The 19,338-nt window shown below is 61.1% G+C and carries 20 protein-coding genes and 4 pseudogenes; 15 read left to right on the top strand and 9 right to left on the bottom strand.

The genetic code is table 11. The features are described 5' to 3' along the window. Positions 1–95 precede the first annotated feature (95 nt). From NKG95_RS21280 to NKG95_RS21250, 7 genes are all read right to left on the bottom strand, one after another. Complete coding sequence (locus NKG95_RS21280; RefSeq protein WP_502913973.1) at positions 96–863, bottom strand: LuxR C-terminal-related transcriptional regulator; 768 nt, start codon at positions 861–863, stop codon at positions 96–98. A 927-nt stretch (positions 864–1,790) separates the two neighbouring features. Beyond that, a complete protein-coding gene (locus tag NKG95_RS21275) occupies positions 1,791–2,495 on the bottom strand; it encodes a Crp/Fnr family transcriptional regulator (RefSeq protein ID WP_352496223.1) in 705 nt (234 codons plus the stop codon). Positions 2,496–3,086: 591 nt separating this feature from the next. Continuing rightward, a complete protein-coding gene (locus tag NKG95_RS21270) occupies positions 3,087–3,761 on the bottom strand; it encodes a protein-L-isoaspartate(D-aspartate) O-methyltransferase (RefSeq protein WP_353042362.1) in 675 nt (224 codons plus the stop codon). 192 nt (positions 3,762–3,953) lie between these two features. Next, positions 3,954–5,126 carry a site-specific integrase gene (locus NKG95_RS21265; protein ID WP_352496221.1) on the bottom strand — a complete coding sequence of 391 codons (1,173 nt, stop codon included), beginning with the start codon at positions 5,124–5,126 and terminating at the stop codon, positions 3,954–3,956. Next, positions 5,116–5,532: a type II toxin-antitoxin system VapC family toxin gene (locus tag NKG95_RS21260; protein ID WP_353042360.1), complete on the bottom strand. Its 417-nt coding sequence runs from the start codon at positions 5,530–5,532 to the stop codon at positions 5,116–5,118. Before NKG95_RS21260 ends, NKG95_RS21265 begins: the two co-directional genes overlap by 11 nt. Further along, entirely contained in the window at positions 5,532–5,774 is a 243-nt protein-coding gene (locus NKG95_RS21255; protein WP_031195006.1) for a type II toxin-antitoxin system Phd/YefM family antitoxin, read from the bottom strand. The genes NKG95_RS21260 and NKG95_RS21255 overlap by 1 nt, the downstream gene beginning before the upstream one ends. A gap of 364 nt (positions 5,775–6,138) precedes the next feature. Then, positions 6,139–6,381: a DUF982 domain-containing protein gene (locus NKG95_RS21250; RefSeq protein WP_352484268.1), complete on the bottom strand. Its 243-nt coding sequence runs from the start codon at positions 6,379–6,381 to the stop codon at positions 6,139–6,141. A gap of 157 nt (positions 6,382–6,538) precedes the next feature. Between NKG95_RS21250 and ligD the strand changes: the two genes are divergently transcribed. Continuing rightward, the gene (gene ligD, locus NKG95_RS21245) at positions 6,539–8,317 is read left to right on the top strand and encodes a DNA ligase D (protein WP_353042358.1); all 1,779 of its coding nucleotides are present in this window, start codon (positions 6,539–6,541) and stop codon (positions 8,315–8,317) included. Between the two features lie 634 nt (positions 8,318–8,951). Then, positions 8,952–9,835 (top strand): annotated as a pseudogene (locus NKG95_RS21240) (hypothetical protein). Between the two features lie 757 nt (positions 9,836–10,592). Here the strand turns inward: NKG95_RS21240 and NKG95_RS21235 are convergent. Continuing rightward, positions 10,593–11,108 (bottom strand): hypothetical protein, encoded by a 516-nt coding sequence (locus tag NKG95_RS21235; protein WP_352592161.1) that lies wholly within the window; start codon positions 11,106–11,108, stop codon positions 10,593–10,595. Between the two features lie 365 nt (positions 11,109–11,473). On the opposite strand from NKG95_RS21235, the gene NKG95_RS21230 reads away from it, so the two are divergent. The 12 genes and pseudogenes from NKG95_RS21230 (at position 11,474) to NKG95_RS21175 (ending at position 18,578) form a co-directional block, all read left to right on the top strand. Continuing rightward, on the top strand, positions 11,474–11,656 hold the full coding sequence (locus tag NKG95_RS21230) for a DUF3606 domain-containing protein (RefSeq protein WP_353042355.1): 183 nt from the start codon (positions 11,474–11,476) through the stop codon (positions 11,654–11,656). Positions 11,657–11,779: 123 nt separating this feature from the next. Continuing rightward, a complete protein-coding gene (gene xth, locus NKG95_RS21225; RefSeq protein ID WP_352717661.1) occupies positions 11,780–12,556 on the top strand; it encodes an exodeoxyribonuclease III in 777 nt (258 codons plus the stop codon). A gap of 16 nt (positions 12,557–12,572) precedes the next feature. Continuing rightward, positions 12,573–12,803 carry a hypothetical protein gene (locus NKG95_RS21220; protein WP_353042353.1) on the top strand — a complete coding sequence of 77 codons (231 nt, stop codon included), beginning with the start codon at positions 12,573–12,575 and terminating at the stop codon, positions 12,801–12,803. Next, positions 12,800–13,114 carry a hypothetical protein gene (locus NKG95_RS21215; RefSeq protein WP_352496216.1) on the top strand — a complete coding sequence of 105 codons (315 nt, stop codon included), beginning with the start codon at positions 12,800–12,802 and terminating at the stop codon, positions 13,112–13,114. The genes NKG95_RS21220 and NKG95_RS21215 overlap by 4 nt, the downstream gene beginning before the upstream one ends. Then, entirely contained in the window at positions 13,111–13,734 is a 624-nt protein-coding gene (locus NKG95_RS21210; protein WP_352895999.1) for a cysteine hydrolase family protein, read from the top strand. Before NKG95_RS21215 ends, NKG95_RS21210 begins: the two co-directional genes overlap by 4 nt. A 20-nt stretch (positions 13,735–13,754) precedes the next feature. Beyond that, the gene (gene nadE / locus NKG95_RS21205) at positions 13,755–14,603 is read left to right on the top strand and encodes an NAD(+) synthase (protein ID WP_353019708.1); all 849 of its coding nucleotides are present in this window, start codon (positions 13,755–13,757) and stop codon (positions 14,601–14,603) included. Positions 14,604–14,874: 271 nt separating this feature from the next. Beyond that, positions 14,875–15,084 (top strand): hypothetical protein, encoded by a 210-nt coding sequence (locus NKG95_RS21200; RefSeq protein WP_353019709.1) that lies wholly within the window; start codon positions 14,875–14,877, stop codon positions 15,082–15,084. Positions 15,085–16,087: 1,003 nt separating this feature from the next. Beyond that, complete coding sequence (locus NKG95_RS21195) at positions 16,088–16,369, top strand: hypothetical protein (RefSeq protein WP_353042351.1); 282 nt, start codon at positions 16,088–16,090, stop codon at positions 16,367–16,369. A gap of 4 nt (positions 16,370–16,373) precedes the next feature. Beyond that, positions 16,374–16,650: pseudogene (locus NKG95_RS21190) on the top strand (hypothetical protein); the annotation flags it as partial. A 444-nt stretch (positions 16,651–17,094) separates the two neighbouring features. Beyond that, entirely contained in the window at positions 17,095–17,322 is a 228-nt protein-coding gene (locus NKG95_RS21185; protein WP_023722175.1) for a hypothetical protein, read from the top strand. A gap of 124 nt (positions 17,323–17,446) precedes the next feature. Further along, complete coding sequence (locus NKG95_RS21180; protein WP_353042350.1) at positions 17,447–17,581, top strand: YHYH domain-containing protein; 135 nt, start codon at positions 17,447–17,449, stop codon at positions 17,579–17,581. Positions 17,582–18,077: 496 nt separating this feature from the next. Continuing rightward, positions 18,078–18,578 carry a cupin domain-containing protein gene (locus NKG95_RS21175; protein WP_353042348.1) on the top strand — a complete coding sequence of 167 codons (501 nt, stop codon included), beginning with the start codon at positions 18,078–18,080 and terminating at the stop codon, positions 18,576–18,578. Positions 18,579–18,702: 124 nt separating this feature from the next. Here NKG95_RS21175 and NKG95_RS21170 read toward each other — a convergent pair. After that, positions 18,703–18,951: pseudogene (locus NKG95_RS21170) on the bottom strand (class I SAM-dependent methyltransferase); the annotation flags it as partial. Positions 18,952–19,017: 66 nt separating this feature from the next. Here NKG95_RS21170 and NKG95_RS34335 point away from each other — a divergent pair. Beyond that, positions 19,018–19,224: pseudogene (locus tag NKG95_RS34335) on the top strand (hypothetical protein); the annotation flags it as partial. Positions 19,225–19,338 lie beyond the last annotated feature (114 nt).

Here is a 19,338-nt window from a genome sequence, read left to right as displayed (position 1 = left end):
GGATCTCGGGCGGCTCCCGGATGCCATTCACTGCAACGGAGATCCCCCGACTTCCACTAAGACGGCCCGCCGGGATTCACCCGATGCTGGCCGTCTCATTGCTTGGGATACGCTTCGGCAAGAGTTCCTTCCGCGAAGAGATCATTGACTTTGTAGGCGACTTCCGTGCGGTTGGTCGCCTTCAGCTTCTTCATGATATTTCGGATGTGGACCTTCACGGTGCTTTCGCGCAGGTTCAGTTCGTAGGCGATGATCTTGTTCGCCTTTCCGCGCCGGAGCGCTTGGGCGACCTCGGCCTGCCTGAGCGTGAACATGCCTGTCAAAGGCTGCGTGTCGCGGCTGCCCGAACCTATCAGGTGGCGCATGCAAAGGACACTGCTCGCCGGGACGAAGATGCCTCCCGCTGCCGCAAGGTTGATAGCCTCGACACAGACATCGATTTCGACCGAGGTCGGAATGTAGCCGCGTGCGCCGCATTCGAGAGCGGTCAGTATGTGTGCAAGGTCTTCGGTGTCGGCCAGGATAACCACAGGGACTGATTTGAATTCGGACGAAATATGCCTAATCTCGTCTGCGATGCCATGATCGGTGACCTTCCGGCCGCCAAGGTTGAAGAGTATGGCTGCAAGGGGAGGTGCCGAGCCCTTCTTCACGCGCCATTCCTCGATCGAACCCATGGCGGCGATCTCCATGCCGAGTTCGTGGTCCGCGAGAGCCGATGCGAGACACTCGCGGCCTAGAGCCCTTCCGTCCAGGATGAGGAGGCATCCCCTGCCTCCTTGGCCGTGGAGACTTTCCGTTCCGCTGGACAGCACTCCTGACCGATTGGCCGTGTGTTTACGCCGTCCTGCTGTGGAACCCATGTCAATCCCCAATCTTTTCGCACAAGCCGCGTTGCGGCTGCCAAAACACCCCTCATTCTTCGCAATCTGAAAGCTTGAATACGCTGCCCTGTGTTTGAATGCGCTTGTGATCGAACACCCAGCCCTTGTGAAAGCGTGAGGCTCACCCAGCAGTCTTCAGCAGTTCTTCGCCCCTAGCCGAGAACAGCTTGTGCAGCCTATCGTCTATTTATAAGCGTTCTCTAACATAAGTTAATTTTTAGAAAATTTCGCGTCGACGGTCGCCTGAGGCATGTGTTGAGACCGCGTCACCCCGCCTTGAAGCTCCCGCGAGTTCGATCGTGACGCGCGGGTCCGGTCAGGTTCAATCTCTTTGGCCATGTGCCAACCGTTGGAATGATTCCCGACCGCTTAAGGAATGCCAAGGAGTGGGATAGCTCTGCGAGGTTGACTAACCGGGTAGGCGATGATGCCATTCTCAGGATGGGACCGCTCAGCCAAACCCCAAGCCCAGCAGCCATTCGAGGGAGGATCGGTAATTCCTCGCGATTGTGGACGAGAAATCCTGAAGGTGGATATTGGCATGACCAGGGCGCAGTTCGTGGCATCCGTGGCCAAGCGCTTTAGGTCCGAGACCACCTAGCTGTATCTGCCGCAGTTTATGGGCAGCTTACACGGATTTCGGCAGCACGTTCTCCTCATGCGATAGGCCATGGTGCCGTCGGTCATGATAATCGGGCCTTTGCGGCTGCCCTCGTCAAGATAGATTGCGGGCCCGCCAGGTAAGCCGCGCACTAAGCATCGTCTGGAACTGCTCAAGCGACGGCGCACTGTCGTCTTCCAGCAGAAATTTTGCTGATGGCCTATGCGCTGGCGCCCAGCACCGCGCCGCAGGCGGCGACGCGAAAGTTCGCGAGACGGTTGAACCCGAGCTAGAGGGAATAACCTTTACCTGAGGTACTCGCTGTCGAATCCGGCTGTCTTGACCAGCTTCTTGCGGTTGATCACCTCTACATGGCCTGCCTTGAAAGCGACGAGATCGGCCTTGCGGAGTTCCCTCAACGTCCGATTGAGGTGAACGGTGGTCATTCCGAGGATGTCGGCCAATTCGTGCTGGGTAAGGGGACACTCATATCTTCCATGGGCCGACAGGCCAACGATCGAGAGCCTCTCCTCCAACTCGAGCAGGAAATGGGCGGTGCGGCTCATCGCGTTCCGCCGCCCGGCATTCATGAGATGTTCGGCAAGGATGGCGTTCAGGCGGGCTAGGGAGCAGGCGATGGTCTTCCCAAGGCGGCCTTCCGACAAGATGGCCTCTATCAGTTTCTTGCTGGAAATTTCATAAACAGCTAGTTCGGTTATAGACGCCAGGGACGCTAAACGGGGTCCGTCCACGGAACGGAAACCGACAATGTCCCCCCGCAGAGGAGTGTCGATGATCTGCCGTTCTCCGTCCAGTAGTCCGCGGTAAAGGAGGGCCCAACCCGATTTTACGATGAATATCCCATCGTTGTTGTCATCCTGGCGGGATATCACCGAATGGGGTTTGTAAATTCTTGCGGTAACACCGAGAAAATCGTTGTTACCCCAATCGTCCTTCGAGAATGTCCCCCCTACGGGATGCGAGTGTATGAACTGCAACAGTGTTTGCATGTTGCTTCAATTTCCGCACAACCTACAATAATTTCTCCCGCACGAGTTTGACAGAAGGACCACCCACGGTAGAGGCAGCATGGCCTACTGTCCTCGTCTGTTCGAATGAGGTAGACTGCGTTTAGATCAAGGGGTTGCAAGCATCAGGCGGTCAAGTCTTCCGGCTTCGGCGAGACGATCTACGCCAAGCCCTGCAGAAGTGTGGTGAGATCATTGCTCAGCAGCAGCTAGCCTGCACGAAGCAAGCGCGGAGCCTATCCAGACTCGCATCTTTACGAGCACTTCGGGCTCGTACGTCTGACCCGACTTGGACGTGGCGTGTCGTGGCTGAAGGCGTGAGTACTTGTCCGAGAGCCGGATGCGGGAGATCTGCAGGTCCGGTTCGATGAGCGGGGTGTGGAAACGGAGCCAAGGTTGAATCAATAAGGCAGGACAAGACGAGGGGCGGCAAACAGATATGTTCAACCTACCGCCATTGCGCCACACCTCGACTCTACCGTTTCTTCGCGTTCACCAAGGGCGAAGAAACGCGGAAGGCTGGCATCTGATTGACGGTCGGAAACGCGCGGTCGCGCCAGTTGTCGCACCTCATTAGACCGTTTCGAGCCGGCTGAACCGAACCGGGATGAGTTTGCGAGTCTTCAGTTGCCCTGCCGAATCCTTGTCGATGACCGTCAGCAACTGCACATCTTCAGGTCCCACAGGCAGAACCAGGCGTCCCCCCGGCTTGAGCTGCTCAAGCAAGGCCGGCGGCGCCCGCCCAGCCGCCACGGTGACCAGGATCTTGTCGTATGGGGCGTGCTCAGGCCAGCCGCGCGACCCGTCTCCGACACGAATGCCGACATTGGATAAGCCGAGGCCCTGCAGCAGAGCCTCGGCATGGCTTGCGAATTCCTCGATGATTTCGACGCTCCAAACTTGCCCGGCGAGCTCCGCGAGAATTGCGGTTTGATAGCCCAGGCCGGTGCCGATCTCGAGCACCGCCTCATGCCGTTGCAGCGCGAGGAGATCGGTCATGAGAGCGACGATGAAAGGCTGCGAGACGGTTTTATCGAAGCCGATCGGCAGCGGCATGTCTTGGTAGGCATAAGGTGCAACCGAGGCTGGCACGAAGAGATGCCGCGGCACTCGCCCCATCGCTGCCATCACCTGCTCATCGAGCGCCGCCTTGCCGAGTTCTTCGCTTGCAAGGTCGGTACGGATTGCAATCATCTCGACCATGTGCCTGCGTAGGACCGCGAGGTGCTCTTCGTTCATTGGCTTCATGACGGTGGGGCTTCCCTCAACCAGCTTGCTGCCAGAGAGCCTTATATCCTGTTCGTCACGGTAGCGCCCGCGATCATTTCCATTACGGGTGCCCAGGGCAAGCGTGGGTGACAGTCACAGTCTTGGCAGGCTATCGCCGGCGGCGACTCTTGAGATTCTGGGCGCGCCGCAAGGGTCGGATCGATCTGCGACTCAGACGATTATCCGCGCCGCCCGCCCGAGCGTGCGTTCCGCGTCATTGTAGTAGTTCGAGGCCTGCTGCACAGAGCGATGCTGCGACTGCTGCATGGCTTCGGGCAACGGAATGCCGCGGCGTGCGGTTTCGGTGAGATAGCCGGAGCGCAGGCCGTGGGCGGAGAAGGCTTGCGGATCGAACCCGGCTTCGGCGATGCGGCGCTTCAGGATCAGATTGACGGCCTGCGGCGTCAGGGCGCGCGCTTCGAGATTGCCCCAGCGGTCGATGCCGCGAAACACGGCGCCTTCAGTGACGCCGGCGCGCTCGAGCCACGCTCGCAGCACCGTCACCGGCCGGCCGACGAGCAGCACGAAAGCGTCGCCATCGGCCTGTGTCGTCTTGGTCCGGCCGAGCCGGATTTTTAGGCAGGGAATTTTTTGCCCCTCTGAATCCTTGGGATCCGCGGGCACCGGCTCTTCTTCGATGAGCTGTTCGACGCGGAGGTCAGAAACCTCGCTGCGGCGGCGACCGCCCGAGGCGAAGGCGGTGATGAGCAGCGCGCGATCGCGCATGTCGACGAGGCGGTCGCCGGCGCAGGCCTTCAGGAGGGCGGTCAAAATGTCAGCGGTCACCGCTTTCTTGCTCTTGCGGTTCCGCGGCCGGGCGCCGGCGCGCACCGCCAGTCTGATGGCGCTCTGCAGCCCCGGCGCGTTGAAGTTTCCGACAAGTCCGCGCCATCTGGTCAAGGTGGACCAGCTCGACAGGCGCCGGCGCACGGTGGACGGCGCATGCGGTCTTTTTGTCACCCGTAACAGGCCCTGGGCTACCAGCGACGCCGCTATGTCAGCCGGCATGCCATGGGTCGGATCACTCTCGCGCCGGGAAGAATCCCACAGGTGGTGGGCGACGAATTTGATCAAAAGCGTTTCCGGCGCCGGCCAGGGCAGCGGAGAACCGGTGGCGGCAAAAGACCATGCCTCGAGATAGCCAAGGTCGGAGGCCAGCGCGCGGAGAGAGTTTGCGCCGATGCCTTCTTTGGCCAGGTGGCGCAGCGTTGCGACATCGTCGTCGGTCAGGATTTCGGCCAAAAGATCGCGCCGGTCGAAGGGCAGCACCGAATCCAATGCGTCGAGCGCCTCGGCGCGTCGAACACCATTGCCAGGTGGCCGAGCGACGAGGTCAGTTGCCATTGGCGAGCGGTCCGAAAATGCGGACTCCCTTGCCGCGCGCGGCAACGGCGAGCTTGCGATCGAGGGTCGCCAGCGGCAACTCGGTTTCGATGGCCAGCGCAAGGTAGGCGGCGTCATAGGCACTGAGACCGTGCGCGGCCGCTAGCGCCAGCACCGCGCCGTCCGACCCGCCGCCGGCGTCCTCCAGCGGCAATCGGCGCAGCCATGCCATGGCGGTGGCCGCTTCGCCTGCGGCGATGCGGCTACGCCGCTCGGCCATCAGCACGACACTGCGCGCCTCGTGCCAGAACAGCGACGGCACCGGCGATCGCCCCGTCAGGCCGGCAACCAGGGTCTCGGCGACCGCGCTGTGCTCCTCCGGCAGCAGCCAGGCCGCGGCTATGGACGCGTCCAGGACGAGACGCATCAGTAACGGTGGCCTTCATGCTTCCAGGCCAGAATTTCCTCGGTGGTGACAGGTTTTGCGTGGGCCCGCGCGGCGCGGACCTCTTCGATCAAGGCGCCCAGATCCTGGTTTTGGGGAAGGCGGGACAGCTTGGCAATGGGATCGTTGCCGCGCGAAATGATCACCTCCTCACCGGCCTCGACCTTAGCGAGCAGTTCCGAAAGGTGGGTTTTGGCCTCGCCAATTTTCACCGTGATGGTCATTGTTTTGTCCTCGTAGGAGCTTGCTGTGCTGTAGCGCGCTATGCGACTCGCGTCGCGCTGAGCCCAGCCATGCACGACAAACACGGTTCTGCACCACGATAGCGCCGATTCCGCAGATTGGTCAAGCCTTGGTCTGATCGCTATCGATAAGAGGTAATTATCGATAGTGAGAAAGACGCCAGAGAAAATCCCCTGCAAGTCAGCTTAAATGCCGGATAGCTTGACTATCGCTGAAGGCGCAGCGGTAGTCGGCAAGTCAATGGTTTTCGCTTGCCAGTTCTACGACCGCCGCCTCGCTGCAGAGCCGACGATGCTCTTTGTCAGGTTCGTGCCCGACCAAGAGTAGGGCTTTCGGTCGCAGATGCTAAGGAGGCACTAGGTTTCCCTCTTCCTTGGCCGCTTCGAGAAACGCCCTGCGGACCACTTCGGGTTTCACCTGATCGATCATGGCATCCATGCAGAGCTGCACTGCGCTGTGCCACTTGGGGCCACGCTTGGTCCACTGCAACAGTTGCTCGGCGGCTCCCTCGACGTTGTTGCACTGATAAGCAATGCCAGGACGGGTGGTCCTTACGGAGACCGGCGGAGAGAACCAATGGAGCGACATTCGTACATAAGCGACGGCTTAACTAAGAGTTCCCTCAACCACGCCCGGTTCGAGCAAGGATCGGGTAAACCGGCTCGGGGCCTTACTCCTCCGGCCAGCCCTGTTGCGGAACCTATTCACTGGCCGCAAGGTTTGGGTGGAAGGTCAGGAGTGTGCCATGAGTTCCAAAGCTGGGGATGGCCAGCTCTCTTTCATTGAGTTCCAGTCGCCGACGCTGGTCGAGAATGCGCCCGAGGGCGGCGAATGGCTTCACGAGATCAAATACGACGGCTACCGCACCGAGCTGATCATTGAGGGCGGTAAAGCGCGGGCCTTCACGCGTCGTGGCTACGACTGGTCGCATCGATACCGACGGATAGTTCAAGCAGCTGCGGGGTTGCCGGTGAAGACCGCGATCATGGATGGGGAGGCTGTCGTTCTCGGCGACACCGGCCTTCCGGATTACCAAGCCCTGGAAAGGGAGTTGGGCAATCCAGATTCGGCGAGGCTCATCTTTTACGCGTTCGACCTGCTGCACCTCAACGGGCGCGATCTACGACAGCAGCCGCTGGTGAGGCGCAAGGCAGCCCTAGAGAAGCTGCTTAAGAACTCAGCGCCGACACTGACCTATGCCGAGCATCTGGAGGTGAGCGGCACGGACGTGTTTGAACATGCCTGCCGAATGGGCTTGGAGGGGATTGTCTCCAAGCGCACCGATGCCACGTACCGCTCGGGTATCCAGACGAGTTGGCTCAAAGTGAAGTGCATCAAGAGCGACACCTTCCCCATTGTCGCTTTCGTGGAAAAGCTCGGCGCTCACCCGCGCCGGATCGCATCGCTCTACATAGGCCGTCGCGAGGGCGACCGACTGCTCTATGCCGGGAAGGCTCGCAGCGGCTACACCTTGAGCGCTGCGCGACTGGTTCGAGAGCGGCTTGACCCGCTGATCATCAGCAAGTCGCCTCTGTCAGAGCCCATTGTGAAACCGAAGGCGACATGGGTCAGACCAGACGTGCTGGCCGAGGTGCAATTCAGTGGTGTAACAGATCGCGGCGTGCTGCGTGAAGCCGTGTTCAAGGGTCTGCGAGAAGACCTCGTGGCGATCCCGGCCAAGCCTCCTGCGCCATCAAAGCGACGTGGGCCAGCCCGGGAATATGGCGTTCCCAGCGAGAACATCCTGCAACTGCTGCCCGAGGCGGTCTCGCCGTCCAAAGAAGAGCTTGCGCGCTATTGGCAGAGGGTTGCCGATCACGCACTCGTCCATCTCGGCCACCGACCGCTGAAGCTGGTCCGCCATGCTCTCGGCGCAACCTTTTACCACAAGGGCGCGCTGCCGAAGATCCCGCCAGCAGTGCATCAGTTGCGCGTTCAGAAGCGCGAGGGTGGCGAAGGTGTGCGCGTGTGGGTGGACGACCTTGCCGGCCTGCTAGGGCTGGTCGAGATGGATGCTGTAGAGCTGCATCCTTGGAATGCCACCGTTGATGACATCGAGCATGCCGACCGCATCGTTCTGGACCTCGACCCGGGTGAGGGGGTCGAGTGGGATGAGGTCATCCGGACCGCGCTAGCGCTCCGCGACATCATGGAACCAGAAGGTCTGGAGAGCTGGCCGAAGGTGACGGGCGGCAAGGGAATTCACCTGATGGCCCCACTTGCGACGAAGATCACGCACGACAATGCCCGGCTCCTTGCCCGGTCGTTCGCCAAGCGCCTCGCTGAAGCTCATCCTGATCGCTATCTGCTCTCCGCCGCACCGGCAGCCCGAAAGGGCCGCATCTTCATTGATTACCTCCGCAATGGGCGCGGCAACACGGCGGTCGGCGCCTTCTCCCCACGAGCGCGACCTGGCTTCCCAATCGCTCATCCCGTGACCTGGAGCCAGGTTGAGGCAGCCATCCGTCCAGATGCCTTCACCATCGACCGTCCGTTCAGGGCGGCCGTCAGAAAGGCAGCGTGAGGATCAAGGGCAGGAAACGAAATTCCCGGCAGGGATTTTTGTCAGCAGTCGGCGAAGACGCCTAGCCGAACAATGGATCACTCAACTATTTGCCGCAGAGGTCGAGCTCTATCCAGGCGAGCGCATGATCACTCGGCTTTTCCCAACCTCGCAAATCAGCGTCCACGCCGGCATCACGTAACCTGTTCGAAAGTGATGGGCTCACGAGGAGATGATCCATCCGGAGGCCGGGACTCCGATCATAACCGCCCCGGTAGGAGAAGTTCCAATACGTGTAGATGCCTTTCTGTGGATGGATGCGGCGGACGGCATCAATCCATCCGTTACCCAGCATTTCGGCGTAGGCTTGCCGGCTCTCCGGAAAGGTGACAGCGTCCGCCTAGCCAACGTCTCGGCACCACGGTTGCCACGAACGAGCTTTTATCGGCCGCGCGGCCGCAAGCCGCTCTCCCATCTGGTTTAGACATTGGTCATCCTCTCGGCTCTCCCTAACCGCCGAGCGTGGGAAAAGATTCACTTCGCCGGTCTGGAGCATCGGGGATCACTTCAGGCGCCATATTCCGCGGAGTCCGTCAGGCTGGTGAACTTTTAGGGCCGGCGCTGCGTTCCGTGCAGCGAACTCGGTTGATGCACAATGACGGAATCCAACGCTCGTCCCGCGCCGCAGAAAAAGGATGCACGTGGTGCCGAAGCCCGCTTTTCGTTCGATCGAATGGCGATCGAGCGGTTTCAGCAAACCTTTCCGCGTGCCAGATGGAGCGACGAGCGCAGCAGCTGGTTCGTACCCGGCAAGACGGCGGCCCGGCGGATCGACCGCTGGCTGCGCAAGAGGCAGCGCTACGGGCGCCCCATGACGATAGCAAGGGACGCGATGCCTTCGCCTTCGACCCAATATCGAGCCAGTATCTGGAGATCGCGGACGACCTCCGCATTCGCACCTCCTATTCGAGGACCGTGCTTGAAGAATTGCGCGCTGTTCCGTGGGCGAGTTGGGACGATGAGTTGCGGGCTTGGAGAGTTCCGTTCCGCTCATATGAAGAGCTACGGCGCCGATGGCCAAGCATCGAAAAAGCTGCGCAGCATGCCGAACCGGAGGAGAGGAAACGGCGACGAGCAGCCGCCAGGAACACCGAAGCATATAAAGCCGCACAAAAGCGGGCTGCTGAACGCCGGCGCCATCGCTATCCGCTGCCAGCTCAAGATCTACCTACTCTGGGCCGCGCTGTCGCAACCGAGCAGTACGGGATTGTCGTCTTCACTGAAATTTCCGGTGAACTGGTTGAGCTATCCGACGCAGCCGCCTTCTACCCCCGCGCAATGCCTGCGAACGGCGACTTCGTTTGGGGCAGGTGGCGTTCGGCTACGCTGGCCGAACTTGTGAGCACATGGCCCGCTCGGCTATCCGCCGGGCCGACCGAACGCTTCAGAGGCTGGTGGAGGCCAACGCTCGCCGAACTTAGAGTTGCCCGTCGAAAAGCCCGCGGCAGTGAGCGTAGTAGGCGAAGTCGCGAGCGGTAGATGCGGCGCTCACATCCGGCGTTAAGGCGGCCGCAACACACGGATTCTTCGGTCGGGCGGAGCTTGGGCAGGTCTACTGCTGACTGATGGCGACCGCCTTGGGTCCAGCCTCGTGGAAACGCATTGATTTGGTAAAGTGATTCCCAAATCAGAGAGGGGAGTCGGGTATCGCTTGGAAGTTAACCGCAAGAATTGTCATATCGCTCCTTAGCAGCGTGGAGAAAATGTTCGTCGCTGGATACCGCCCCTTACAAGGCGGAAAAGGGCACCGCGGCGGAAATGACAAACCCGCCGAGCGCGAGGCGCGGCGGGCGGTCACGCGTCGCGCCAGGCTGGGCGGGGGCTTGGGGTACGCCTGGTGCAGCCCTGTTCCATGCCGGCGAAGCCGACTGACAGCGCGCCTGGTCAGGTGCCGGCCGCTGAAGGCGGCTCGAGCGTCGACGATGCGGAGACCCACACCCGTCCTTGAGGCCATGCAGCGTGCCAGTCTTAGCGACCCCCGGCCGGGCGTGCCGATCGGCGAGCTGATCGCCCGCCTGCCAGCCCGTCTCCGCGCCATGACACCTCCGAAAACAGGATCCTAACCGTCCTACAATATCCTCGGGGGTGTGGGGGCAGACAGCCAGGCAGACAGCCCCCACGGGGTAGCTCACCGCCCCAGTCGGCGCAGGAGCCGCCAGCTGAAGTAGAGCAGGGCCTACAGCACGGCCGAGGCCAGCCAGCTAACTGGTGAGCGTGACGGTCAGGCCGGCGAGCGTCAGCGCCGAGGCGCCGAGCACGGCGAGGAGGCCCCGGAACCCCTGCCGAACCGCGCCGACAGGCGCGTGAACCGGCCCATGTCCGCCGCGGATGTCCACAGCTTCAGAACATCCGCCGTGGCGCGGTAGCCTTGCGCCTTGGCGACGATGCCGAGGAGGTCGGCGGCGGCTGTGCGCAGGGTGGCCAACGGGGCAGGGCGCAGCACGCCCGTAAGCGTGGCGCAGGCGGCGGCGAGATCGCCGGCCCTGGCGAGAGTCACCGTGGCGCGCAGCGCCTCGCCATCGACGGCGTCGCCGGCGAGCCGCACCAATTCGCCACGCAGCGGCTTCGACAGCCGGCCGCCCTTGCTGGCGGCCTTGAGAACCGTGGCCCCGACGCGTGCCGGCGTGGTGGCGCCGAGGATGGTCACCGTGACGACCGCGATGGTGAGCCCGACGGCGGCGAGGCCGAGGATGACCGGGTCATAGGCGGCGCCGTCGAGATAGGCGCAGCCCTCGTGGATCAGGTCGCGCACGTCGCCGATGCCGGATGCATCGGTGACCAGGGCGCCAGCCAGGCAGCGGGGGTTGTCGCGTCGCCGGTGGCGGCGCCGTGCCAGGTATCCCTGGCGACCCGGCCGAGGTCGGTAGCCTGCGCCGCGCGACGCGGTCGCTCAGGCTGGCGGGCAGGGGGTGTGCAGCTGGTCGGCCAAGTCGTGCAGGCTGGCGGCGAGCTCGGGGGCGTCGTCGGTGAGCGCCTGGTCGACTGAGGGCCTCGAATACATGGGCTGATTCAACAAACCCGGCCTGGATTCGGTTCCACGGCCCGCGCGTCGAAGGATTGAACCGGAAGAGTCCGGCTGCGTTGTTGGGACTGGAACGGCAATCCTCGGAGGAAGAAATGGCAAGCACTGGAACAACACGTGGACGCAATCAGGACCGTGCCAGGGTCGCTGGTGGGCAGGATCATGAAATGAAGTACGAGGCGGGCAAAACCGGCGCCAGCAAAGCTGAGGTCAAATCGGCGGTGAAGTCGCTCGGCAACAGTCGCAAGAAGGTCGAAGACGAGCTGGGCAAGAAGTGAACCTCGGCCGCACAGGATGCCGGCGAAGTTGGCGATACCAAGAGCTGGGGGTTCAGCGCAACGGGACAGGCCACGCCCCCCTGCGCGCCGGTTGCCGCCAGTATCTCATGAGGGGGCATGCACATGACCCGCATCGCCACCTTCAATGTGAACGGCGTCAACGGCCGGCTGCCTGTGCTCCTGAAGTGGTTGGGCGAAACCGACTACGACATCATTTGCCTGCAGGAATTGAAGACGTCGGACGACAAGTTCCCTGTCGATGCGATCAGAGAGGCGGGTTACGGCGCCATCTGGCACGGCCAGAAATCCTATAACGGTGTGGCAATCCTCGCTCGCCGAATCGAGCCGGTGGAACGTCGACGCGGCCTACCGGGCGATCCAGACGATACCCACAGCCGCTATATCGAGGCCGAGGTAGATGGGATAGTCGTAGGCTGCCTCTACCTGCCCAATGGCAATCCAGCGCCTGGCCCAAAGTTCGACTACAAGCTGCGCTGGTTCGATCGTCTCATCAGCTACGGCCAGCATTTGCTCGACGACGGGGCACCAAGCGTTCTCTGCGGCGACTATAATGTCGTTCCAACCCCAATCGACGCCGTGGTGCCGAGGCGATGGCTGGGCGATGCGGTCTATTTCCCGGAGAGCCGGCAGGCCTATGCCAAAATGCTCAAAGGTGGCTGGATCGATGCCGTCCGGCGCATCCATCCGGAGAAGGGCATCTACACCTATTGGAATTTCTCCTACCGGGGCGGCTTCGATCGGAGTTCCGGCCTGCGCATGGACCATCTCCTGGTGAGCCCCTCTCTTTCCGACCGGCTGCGTAATGCCGGCGTGGATGTCGAGCTTCGCGGGTGGGAGAAGCCAAGCGACCATGCGCCGGCCTGGATCGAGCTCAATTGAACCACGAGGAACACGGATGGTCGAACCGGATTATCCCGAAATGAACGAGTCAATCGACAATATCTCTCTCTACGCGGCCGGCGGCTACAGCTTTGCGGTTGAGACGCCCCAAGAAGGCCGGACGCAGAACGCCCACGATGCTGAGACCAGAATGTTGCGAGCCAAGAAACTGCTCACTTTGGGTTTCGCGTTGCCTTTTTCGTTCGGCTTCTCGGTTCGACGCAAGCTGAAGAAGGTGATCCAATGAAAAATGTCGCTGCTTACGGATCCCAATCTTCCGATGGGCTCACTGCTGCGGTGCCGCGTCCTCGGAGGAATCGCGGCGGATGTGTCGAGCGGGGAACCGCCAAACGCAACAACCGCCTACTGGCGGCACCGCTCCTGCTGCACCAGGATCATCCACCATATGAGTTCGCCTACATGCCACTGAACAAGCTCAAGAATATCGAGGACTACTTCGTCGGCTGCCAAGTCGCCGAAGGCAAGGAAGCGAAGATCGTGGGTCATCAGGACAAGTCCGAGGCGCAGAGCATTGTCAGGGAGGCGGTCGGGCCTTGACGAAATTGGACCAAGCCCTGCGGTTTGGACCGCTTCGTGAGCGCTGGGTTCACCTCTGCGTCGACATGCAACGGATGTTTGCCGAGGCGACTGAATGGCACACGCCGTGGATGGAGCGTGTATTGCCCAATGTCGTCGCCCTCGTCGAACTTGATCCGGCGCGGACGATCTTCACCCGGTTTATTCCCCCTCAATCTCCCGACGACGCAGTCGGCGCCTGGCGGCGGTACTATTACAAGTGGGGGACGATGACCCGCGATCGGCTCGATCCTCAGCTGATTGATCTTGTTCCGGAACTGGCGCGGTTCGTGCCGCCCGCTTTGCTGGAGGACAAACCCGTCATGTCCGCTTGGCACGGGTCACTGCATGCTCGCCTGCGGTCTGCGGGCATTGATTCACTCATCGTGTCAGGCGCGGAGACGGAGGTTTGCGTGCTCGCCACTGTGATGGGGGCGATCGATCTCGGCTACCGGGTGGTCATCGTGGCTGATGCGGTATGTTCCGGAGCTGACTCGACCCACGATGCCATGCTCGCGATCTATGAGAGCCGCTACGGCATGCAGGTCGAGACGGTGACCACCGCCGACCTCCTGGCCGCGCGGCTGGACGGAATGTTGTGACATCAGGAGCACCACTGCGCATGACGGAACAGGAAATGATCATCGACGGGTTGGGCGTCACTCCGAGTTTCGATGTCGCGCTGGAAGCGCGCCGGCGCGTGGACTTTCTCGTCACCTATCTTCGTGCATCGGGCCTCAGTGCGTATGTGCTGGGGATCAGCGGCGGAGTGGATTCACTCGCCGCGGCCCTTCTGGCTCAACGGGCCGTCGAGGAACTGCGAAAGGCGGGATACGAGGCAAGATTCGTGGCGGTTCGTCTCCCGTACGGCACTCAGGCGGACGAGAAGGACGCCCAGCGAGCTTTGGACACCATAGGAGCGGATGAAGTGCACCGGGTCGACATCAAGCCGGCTGCCGATGCGATGCTGGATTCGATCAAGGTGGCCAGTGTCGAGCTCGGCGATGCCGGCCGCGAGGATTTCTTGCTTGGCAACATTAAGGCGCGTCAGCGCATGATCGCCCAGTTCGCGCTCGCCGGCGCCACCCGAGGGCTGGTCATCGGCACCGACCATGCGGCTGAGGCATTGATGGGCTTCTTCACCAAGTTCGGCGATGGTGCCGCCGACATTCTTCCGCTTTCCGGGTTGAACAAGCGCAGGGTTCGCGCCTTGGCAGCGCATCTGGGCGCTCCGTGTGAACTTGTTGACAAGATCCCGACCGCCGATCTGGAGAACCTCGTTCCGCTTCGGCCGGACGAAGATGCATATGGTGTCTCGTACGATCAGATCGACGACTTCCTCGAAGGCCGAGAGATCGACGAAGCGGCGCGCACGCGCATACTTCATGTGCATTCCAGCACAGCGCATAAGCGAGCGCTTCCGGTCACAGCCATTGCCATGACTAATTCGCCATTGCCGCATCGCCAATAACTGCCTCACGATACACGGCCGACGTGCTCGCCGCAGCCACCGCGAAGCCGAGCCAGAGCCATTCCACGCGAGAATGGTAGGGCCTGCGCGAGGCTCAAGACGTCCCCTTCGCCCGCGCCCAAACTGCCCGACGGCTAAGCCGGCATCATCGAAAACAATGAGATGTAGGCGCGACTGCAGAGTGCATTATTTAATCGATTGACTCGCGGAATGCACCGGCAGTTAATCTCCCCGGTAGGGCAAAAGAGGGGCCACGAACTGGGAGCAAACGATGACTGTGCAAAAAGAAGAGGACTATCGAACCAACAGAGCCGACTATGCCATTGCTGCGACGCATAGCCGAGCGACCGCTGAAGGCGATCGCCACGATTTACTGGCAAGAAGAAAGTCGCTGTGGGTAAAAGATCGGCGATCTGCAAAATTGGCTGCAAACCCGTGGGAAAGCTCGCCAGGGCCGAAGGCCAAACCGCGCGGTTATTGAATCAACGCCAGTCACTTCGTCCTGCTATCGTCAAGCGCGCCCCTGCGGGGGGCGGCGCTTTGCAGTGCATAGCGGCCGAAATGGAAATCGGCGGATCGGGTCTCATTACGATCGTGCTGCGCGAGTGGCTGGAAACTAACGCCTAGCTGCCAAGGCGGGAGATCGACGAAAACGGATGGGACGCGTAGACGCGTCTTCCGCGATCGCGGAATTACCTGAAACGCCAAGCTCGCTACTATTCACGTGGCGGACCCCAACCCGCCAGGCCGGCGCCGCCAAGCGTTCTTACCCCACGCCCCCAGAGGCGCCGGCCGCCGTCAGAAGGAAGGCAGCCGAGTTTGCGGGTTTCTGACACTGCATCGCCGGTCATGTCAGCAGCGTGTACTCTCATTCAGAAGAGGAAGCTTACGGCAAGTGCCACCACTCTCCGCGATTGGCTCACAGCATCCTGACACTTGCGGGTTCGGTCAGATCAGGCATGGCGCTTGAAGGGTCCGGCAACCTGTTGGCGTCTGGTCCAATCAACCAATGCGAGCCATAAGGCCGTTGGCAACCGCGACCTATAGCGTGCTCACTGGCGATGTGTTCTGTGGATGGCTCCCGTATTGAAAGAGGCAATTCGATGTTCTGGCGCATTGCTTGGGTGCCTGTTCATGCAGCCATTTGAAGCTGCTGGCCCTGATGGGGTCGGCGACGCTGCTGCTAGCCGCAACGTGCACACCGCGATCCATGACGCGCTTCGCCTATGCGCGATACTTTGTAGCGAAGCACAGGTTTGTCGAAAGGAGCGAAGTCCTTTTGCCATTTCAAGAAGCGGGAATTGCCGGAAATGCGAGTGGGCGTATAGCTACGATGCTGACCATGCCTCACCCCTTTGAAGGCCCGGGAGAGGGCCGGCAGCGGGTGGTCGCCTTTAAGCTGGCCTCAGGTCACCGACGGGCGGAGCTTGCGTTTTTCTTTCGGAAGGGAAAGTCTCGCGCGAAATGAAGGCGGGAGATTTGGGATGCGCAGTCGGGTGATATTCTCATTGGCAATTCTGGTTCTGTCCGCAGTTCCGGCAGGAAGCAGCCTCTTTGACAAGAGCACATGCATGCAAGGTGCGAGCAGAATCGCGCGCGATTTAGCTGACCATATCAATGGCGTCAGCGAGCGCTTGGTCGCCTGTGTCCACTACATTAACGACAGAGAGGTCGAGAACCATAATAGTCAGCAGGAATTGCTCCGCGAGTTGGCGCAGCAGATTGCAGCGTTGGAGATTAGAGTCAGCGAACTTGAACAGCGCTAGTCGAATGCCCCGCCAATCTATCGCTGAAGAGCTTGAAAGCGCCGCCGACCGCATCGCGGACATCTCACGCGCGGATCTGCAGGTCATCCTGCGTCGCGCCGCATTAATGCTTAGAAACGTCTCCGGCGCCCGCAACGGAGGACGCTCTCAACTCCATCGCGGCTGAAATGAAAATCAGTAGATCCGACCGCATTCAGATCGTGCTGCGCGAATGGCTGGAAACCAACGCCTATCTGCCGGTCCGGGCGATCGATGAGGAAAGCGAGACGGACGGCAGCGCGCAGGCTGGTACGGGACCTCTATGCAGAAGACCCGCCGCTACATTTGCGAAGCGACGGGCCTCCGCCCCATTCCCCCATACCTGACCTTGCAAGTGCGGTGCCAGACGCATTGACCCATTCCGGCGCACCTTATGGCTTCTACACAGCGGAATTTCCACCACGTACTTCGTTCGCATGTTTCGATTCTATTAGCTTGAGCGCATGTATTCGCCAGCCAGGCGAGCACCCCCGAAGGTTCGCTGGTCAGGCCCAGCGGCCTCCAGCTGCCAGTCCCCCCGCAACCAAGCCGCTGGGCCGTCCCCGTTAGGGCGAAGCGCTAAGACCTTGCTTGCACCGCTCAAATGAATGGCAATTTTCCGTCTGAATGCGTTTACGGTCCATTGTCTGCGACCAGCATGGGTGTCGCGTGGGAGGCACAGTAACTCCCCTTTTAAAGGCGTCGAGATGCTACGAGCACCGCAAAGCCAGTTCCTGAGACCTGAAGATCGGGCGATCTGCCAGCGGGTGGTCGACCAAATAACCGCCGACGCTAAATGGTACAGCACCTCGATAGACGGTCAGATTCTGGCCTCGACGACGCTGACTCTCTTTCAATCCGGGGTCGTCAATGAAACGAATTTGCTGGCACATGTTCGCGCGCGCCGCCACGACTTCACTAAGCTGACCGGCTAGCCCTTCACCTTCGGCGTGATCTCTTCGATCTTGGCGCCGGCCCCTATCTAGCGCGCCTCCGGCAAGTTGCTTGGACCTCTCCTGCAAAGATACTTTGGTGCAGATTAATTGAGGGAGGGCTAAAATGAAATGTGCAATTCTGGCCGTATTGGCGGCTTTGACCTTGGCTTTTGCGACCAGCGCCTATGCACACAGCGGCAGCGCCGACAGCAATGGTTGTCACAAGAACCACAAGACAGGCGACTACCACTGCCACTGACTATGCGGCCCTCTGAATGACCCGCCTATTTGTTGCGGAAGAGCTTTGAAAGCGCCGCCGACCGCATTCACTTCCCTCCTCGTCATGACGAACAGTGTTCGTTCGAATGATGCTATCCCGTTGCCTTGAGCGCAAGTTTTTGGTCAGCCAGCACAGCGCCTCCTCTTAAGCTTGCTGGTGGTCAAGGCCCGCGATGAAACGGCCAATCAAATACGACCCCAAGCGCCACGTGCGCTACGATCCGGACCTGCTGCCCCGCACGGGGCACAGGTACAAGCCAGCCAAACCGGCCCACGATGCCGTATGGTGGCCCAATGTCATCTCGGCAATTGCTATTGGCGGTTTCTTCCTCACGCTCATCTGGAGCTAAGACAATGCTACCTTTTGTGCAGGCAGATGGCTCTCAGGCAGGCCGTGCTCAGCCTTTTGTGCAAGAAGTTCGTACCGCGAGTGCTCATTCCGTCGTTCCTTCGTCCCTGAAATCCTGCAACGACGCGTGCCGCAAGTCGTCCTCGCCGCGCAGATGCTTCACACGGCCAATGACTGGCGGCTGGAGAGTTTCCCGACGCTTGCGCAGGCCCAGGGCGCTGCAAGCCCGACCTCGCTTGCGGCGGAGGTCGCAGGCAAGGTCTGGCTGTTCACGCTCGGACCGAAGGATGGCTCCACGCCCGACGGAACCAAGGTCGTCGAGATCGGGCCCCTTCCGCCGATCAGCGCGAGCGAGCATTTGCTGCGCGTCAACCGCGCCGGTGGAGCGCCCGGCGCCAAGTCGCAAATCCATACACATCCGGGACCGGAGGCCTTCTACGTGCTGGCCGGCAAGCTCGGCCAGAGAACGCCCTACGGCGTGACCTATGCCGAAGCCGGCACAACCATGACCGGACACGGGGCCGACACGCCGATAGAAGTGTTCAGCGCCGGCACCGATCTCGATGAGCTGGCCATCTTCGTGCTAGACGCCGATCGGCCGTTCTCGTCGCCGGCCAAGTTCGACTGAGGCGAAATTTCGCGGGGTGGCGCGAATGTTCGTTCGTTGAGCAGGTTCAGCGCCCGCTTTACGTCAAGATGCAGTTGGCCGATGGCATCGTAATGCTCACGAAACGGCTTGAGGCCAACTGCGCGTCCCGCAGGCTTCTGAGCAGGTCGAGGCCCGTCACCACAAACCCCAGATCGTGAATCAGATGCGAAATCACGCCCGTCCCACCCGTCCGGCGCCGGGTCCGAGGTGTTTGCTTATGAGCGCATCCCATGCGGCGCGCTCCTGCTCGGAAAAAATCTCGTGACCGACCTGCAGGTCGAAGGTCTCGGCGCGATCGGACCAATAGTCCCGAAATTTCGTCGCCCAGCGAATAGTTTGCGTGAGCCGTCATCACCCGAAATGCTCTCCCCCAAAGCGGTACATTGGAATTGCTCTAAAAGACAATTCTTGATTACACCTCCGGTTCGCCGACAAATGCATCGGTATCGCCGAGGGCCGGATGTTCGCCTGCGGCACGCCGGAAGATGTCGTCGCGCCGGCGCTCTTGCGTGATGTGTACCGCGTCGAGGCGCGGATCGAGCGCTGCTCGCGGGGCATCGGTCATGTAATGGTGGATGGCGTCGCGGGCGAAACGGCAGCAGCTTGGCGGTTCCAACTTCTCTGACGGGGATTGTTAGGGCCTCGCCAGTGGGAAACGCAGGGCGCGCGGGGGGGCCTCGCGCGAGCCAGTTATCCGATCACCCGCTCAGATTTTTGTATCAAACATTCTGGCCCCCTT

This window comes from Mesorhizobium sp. M1423 (genome assembly GCF_040317575.1).
Taxonomy (GTDB): domain Bacteria; phylum Pseudomonadota; class Alphaproteobacteria; order Rhizobiales; family Rhizobiaceae; genus Mesorhizobium.
Note: the sequence above shows the minus strand (reverse complement) of the source record. Positions and strands in the feature narration are given on the sequence as shown.

Excerpts from the sequence above, each read along its gene's own strand:
- NKG95_RS21280 (WP_502913973.1), bottom strand. The coding sequence starts at position 863 with ATGGGTTCCACAGCAGGACGGCGTAAACACACGGCCAATCGGTCAGGA.
- NKG95_RS21275 (WP_352496223.1), bottom strand. The coding sequence starts at position 2,495 with ATGCAAACACTGTTGCAGTTCATACACTCGCATCCCGTAGGGGGGACA.
- NKG95_RS21270 (WP_353042362.1), bottom strand. The coding sequence starts at position 3,761 with ATGAAGCCAATGAACGAAGAGCACCTCGCGGTCCTACGCAGGCACATG.
- NKG95_RS21265 (WP_352496221.1), bottom strand. The coding sequence starts at position 5,126 with ATGGCAACTGACCTCGTCGCTCGGCCACCTGGCAATGGTGTTCGACGC.
- NKG95_RS21260 (WP_353042360.1), bottom strand. The coding sequence starts at position 5,532 with ATGCGTCTCGTCCTGGACGCGTCCATAGCCGCGGCCTGGCTGCTGCCG.
- NKG95_RS21255 (WP_031195006.1), bottom strand. The coding sequence starts at position 5,774 with ATGACCATCACGGTGAAAATTGGCGAGGCCAAAACCCACCTTTCGGAA.
- NKG95_RS21250 (WP_352484268.1), bottom strand. The coding sequence starts at position 6,381 with ATGTCGCTCCATTGGTTCTCTCCGCCGGTCTCCGTAAGGACCACCCGT.
- ligD (WP_353042358.1), top strand. The coding sequence starts at position 6,539 with ATGAGTTCCAAAGCTGGGGATGGCCAGCTCTCTTTCATTGAGTTCCAG.
- NKG95_RS21230 (WP_353042355.1), top strand. The coding sequence starts at position 11,474 with ATGGCAAGCACTGGAACAACACGTGGACGCAATCAGGACCGTGCCAGG.
- xth (WP_352717661.1), top strand. The coding sequence starts at position 11,780 with ATGACCCGCATCGCCACCTTCAATGTGAACGGCGTCAACGGCCGGCTG.
- NKG95_RS21220 (WP_353042353.1), top strand. The coding sequence starts at position 12,573 with ATGGTCGAACCGGATTATCCCGAAATGAACGAGTCAATCGACAATATC.
- NKG95_RS21215 (WP_352496216.1), top strand. The coding sequence starts at position 12,800 with ATGAAAAATGTCGCTGCTTACGGATCCCAATCTTCCGATGGGCTCACT.
- nadE (WP_353019708.1), top strand. The coding sequence starts at position 13,755 with ATGACGGAACAGGAAATGATCATCGACGGGTTGGGCGTCACTCCGAGT.
- NKG95_RS21200 (WP_353019709.1), top strand. The coding sequence starts at position 14,875 with ATGACTGTGCAAAAAGAAGAGGACTATCGAACCAACAGAGCCGACTAT.
- NKG95_RS21195 (WP_353042351.1), top strand. The coding sequence starts at position 16,088 with ATGCGCAGTCGGGTGATATTCTCATTGGCAATTCTGGTTCTGTCCGCA.
- NKG95_RS21185 (WP_023722175.1), top strand. The coding sequence starts at position 17,095 with ATGCTACGAGCACCGCAAAGCCAGTTCCTGAGACCTGAAGATCGGGCG.
- NKG95_RS21180 (WP_353042350.1), top strand. The coding sequence starts at position 17,447 with ATGAAATGTGCAATTCTGGCCGTATTGGCGGCTTTGACCTTGGCTTTT.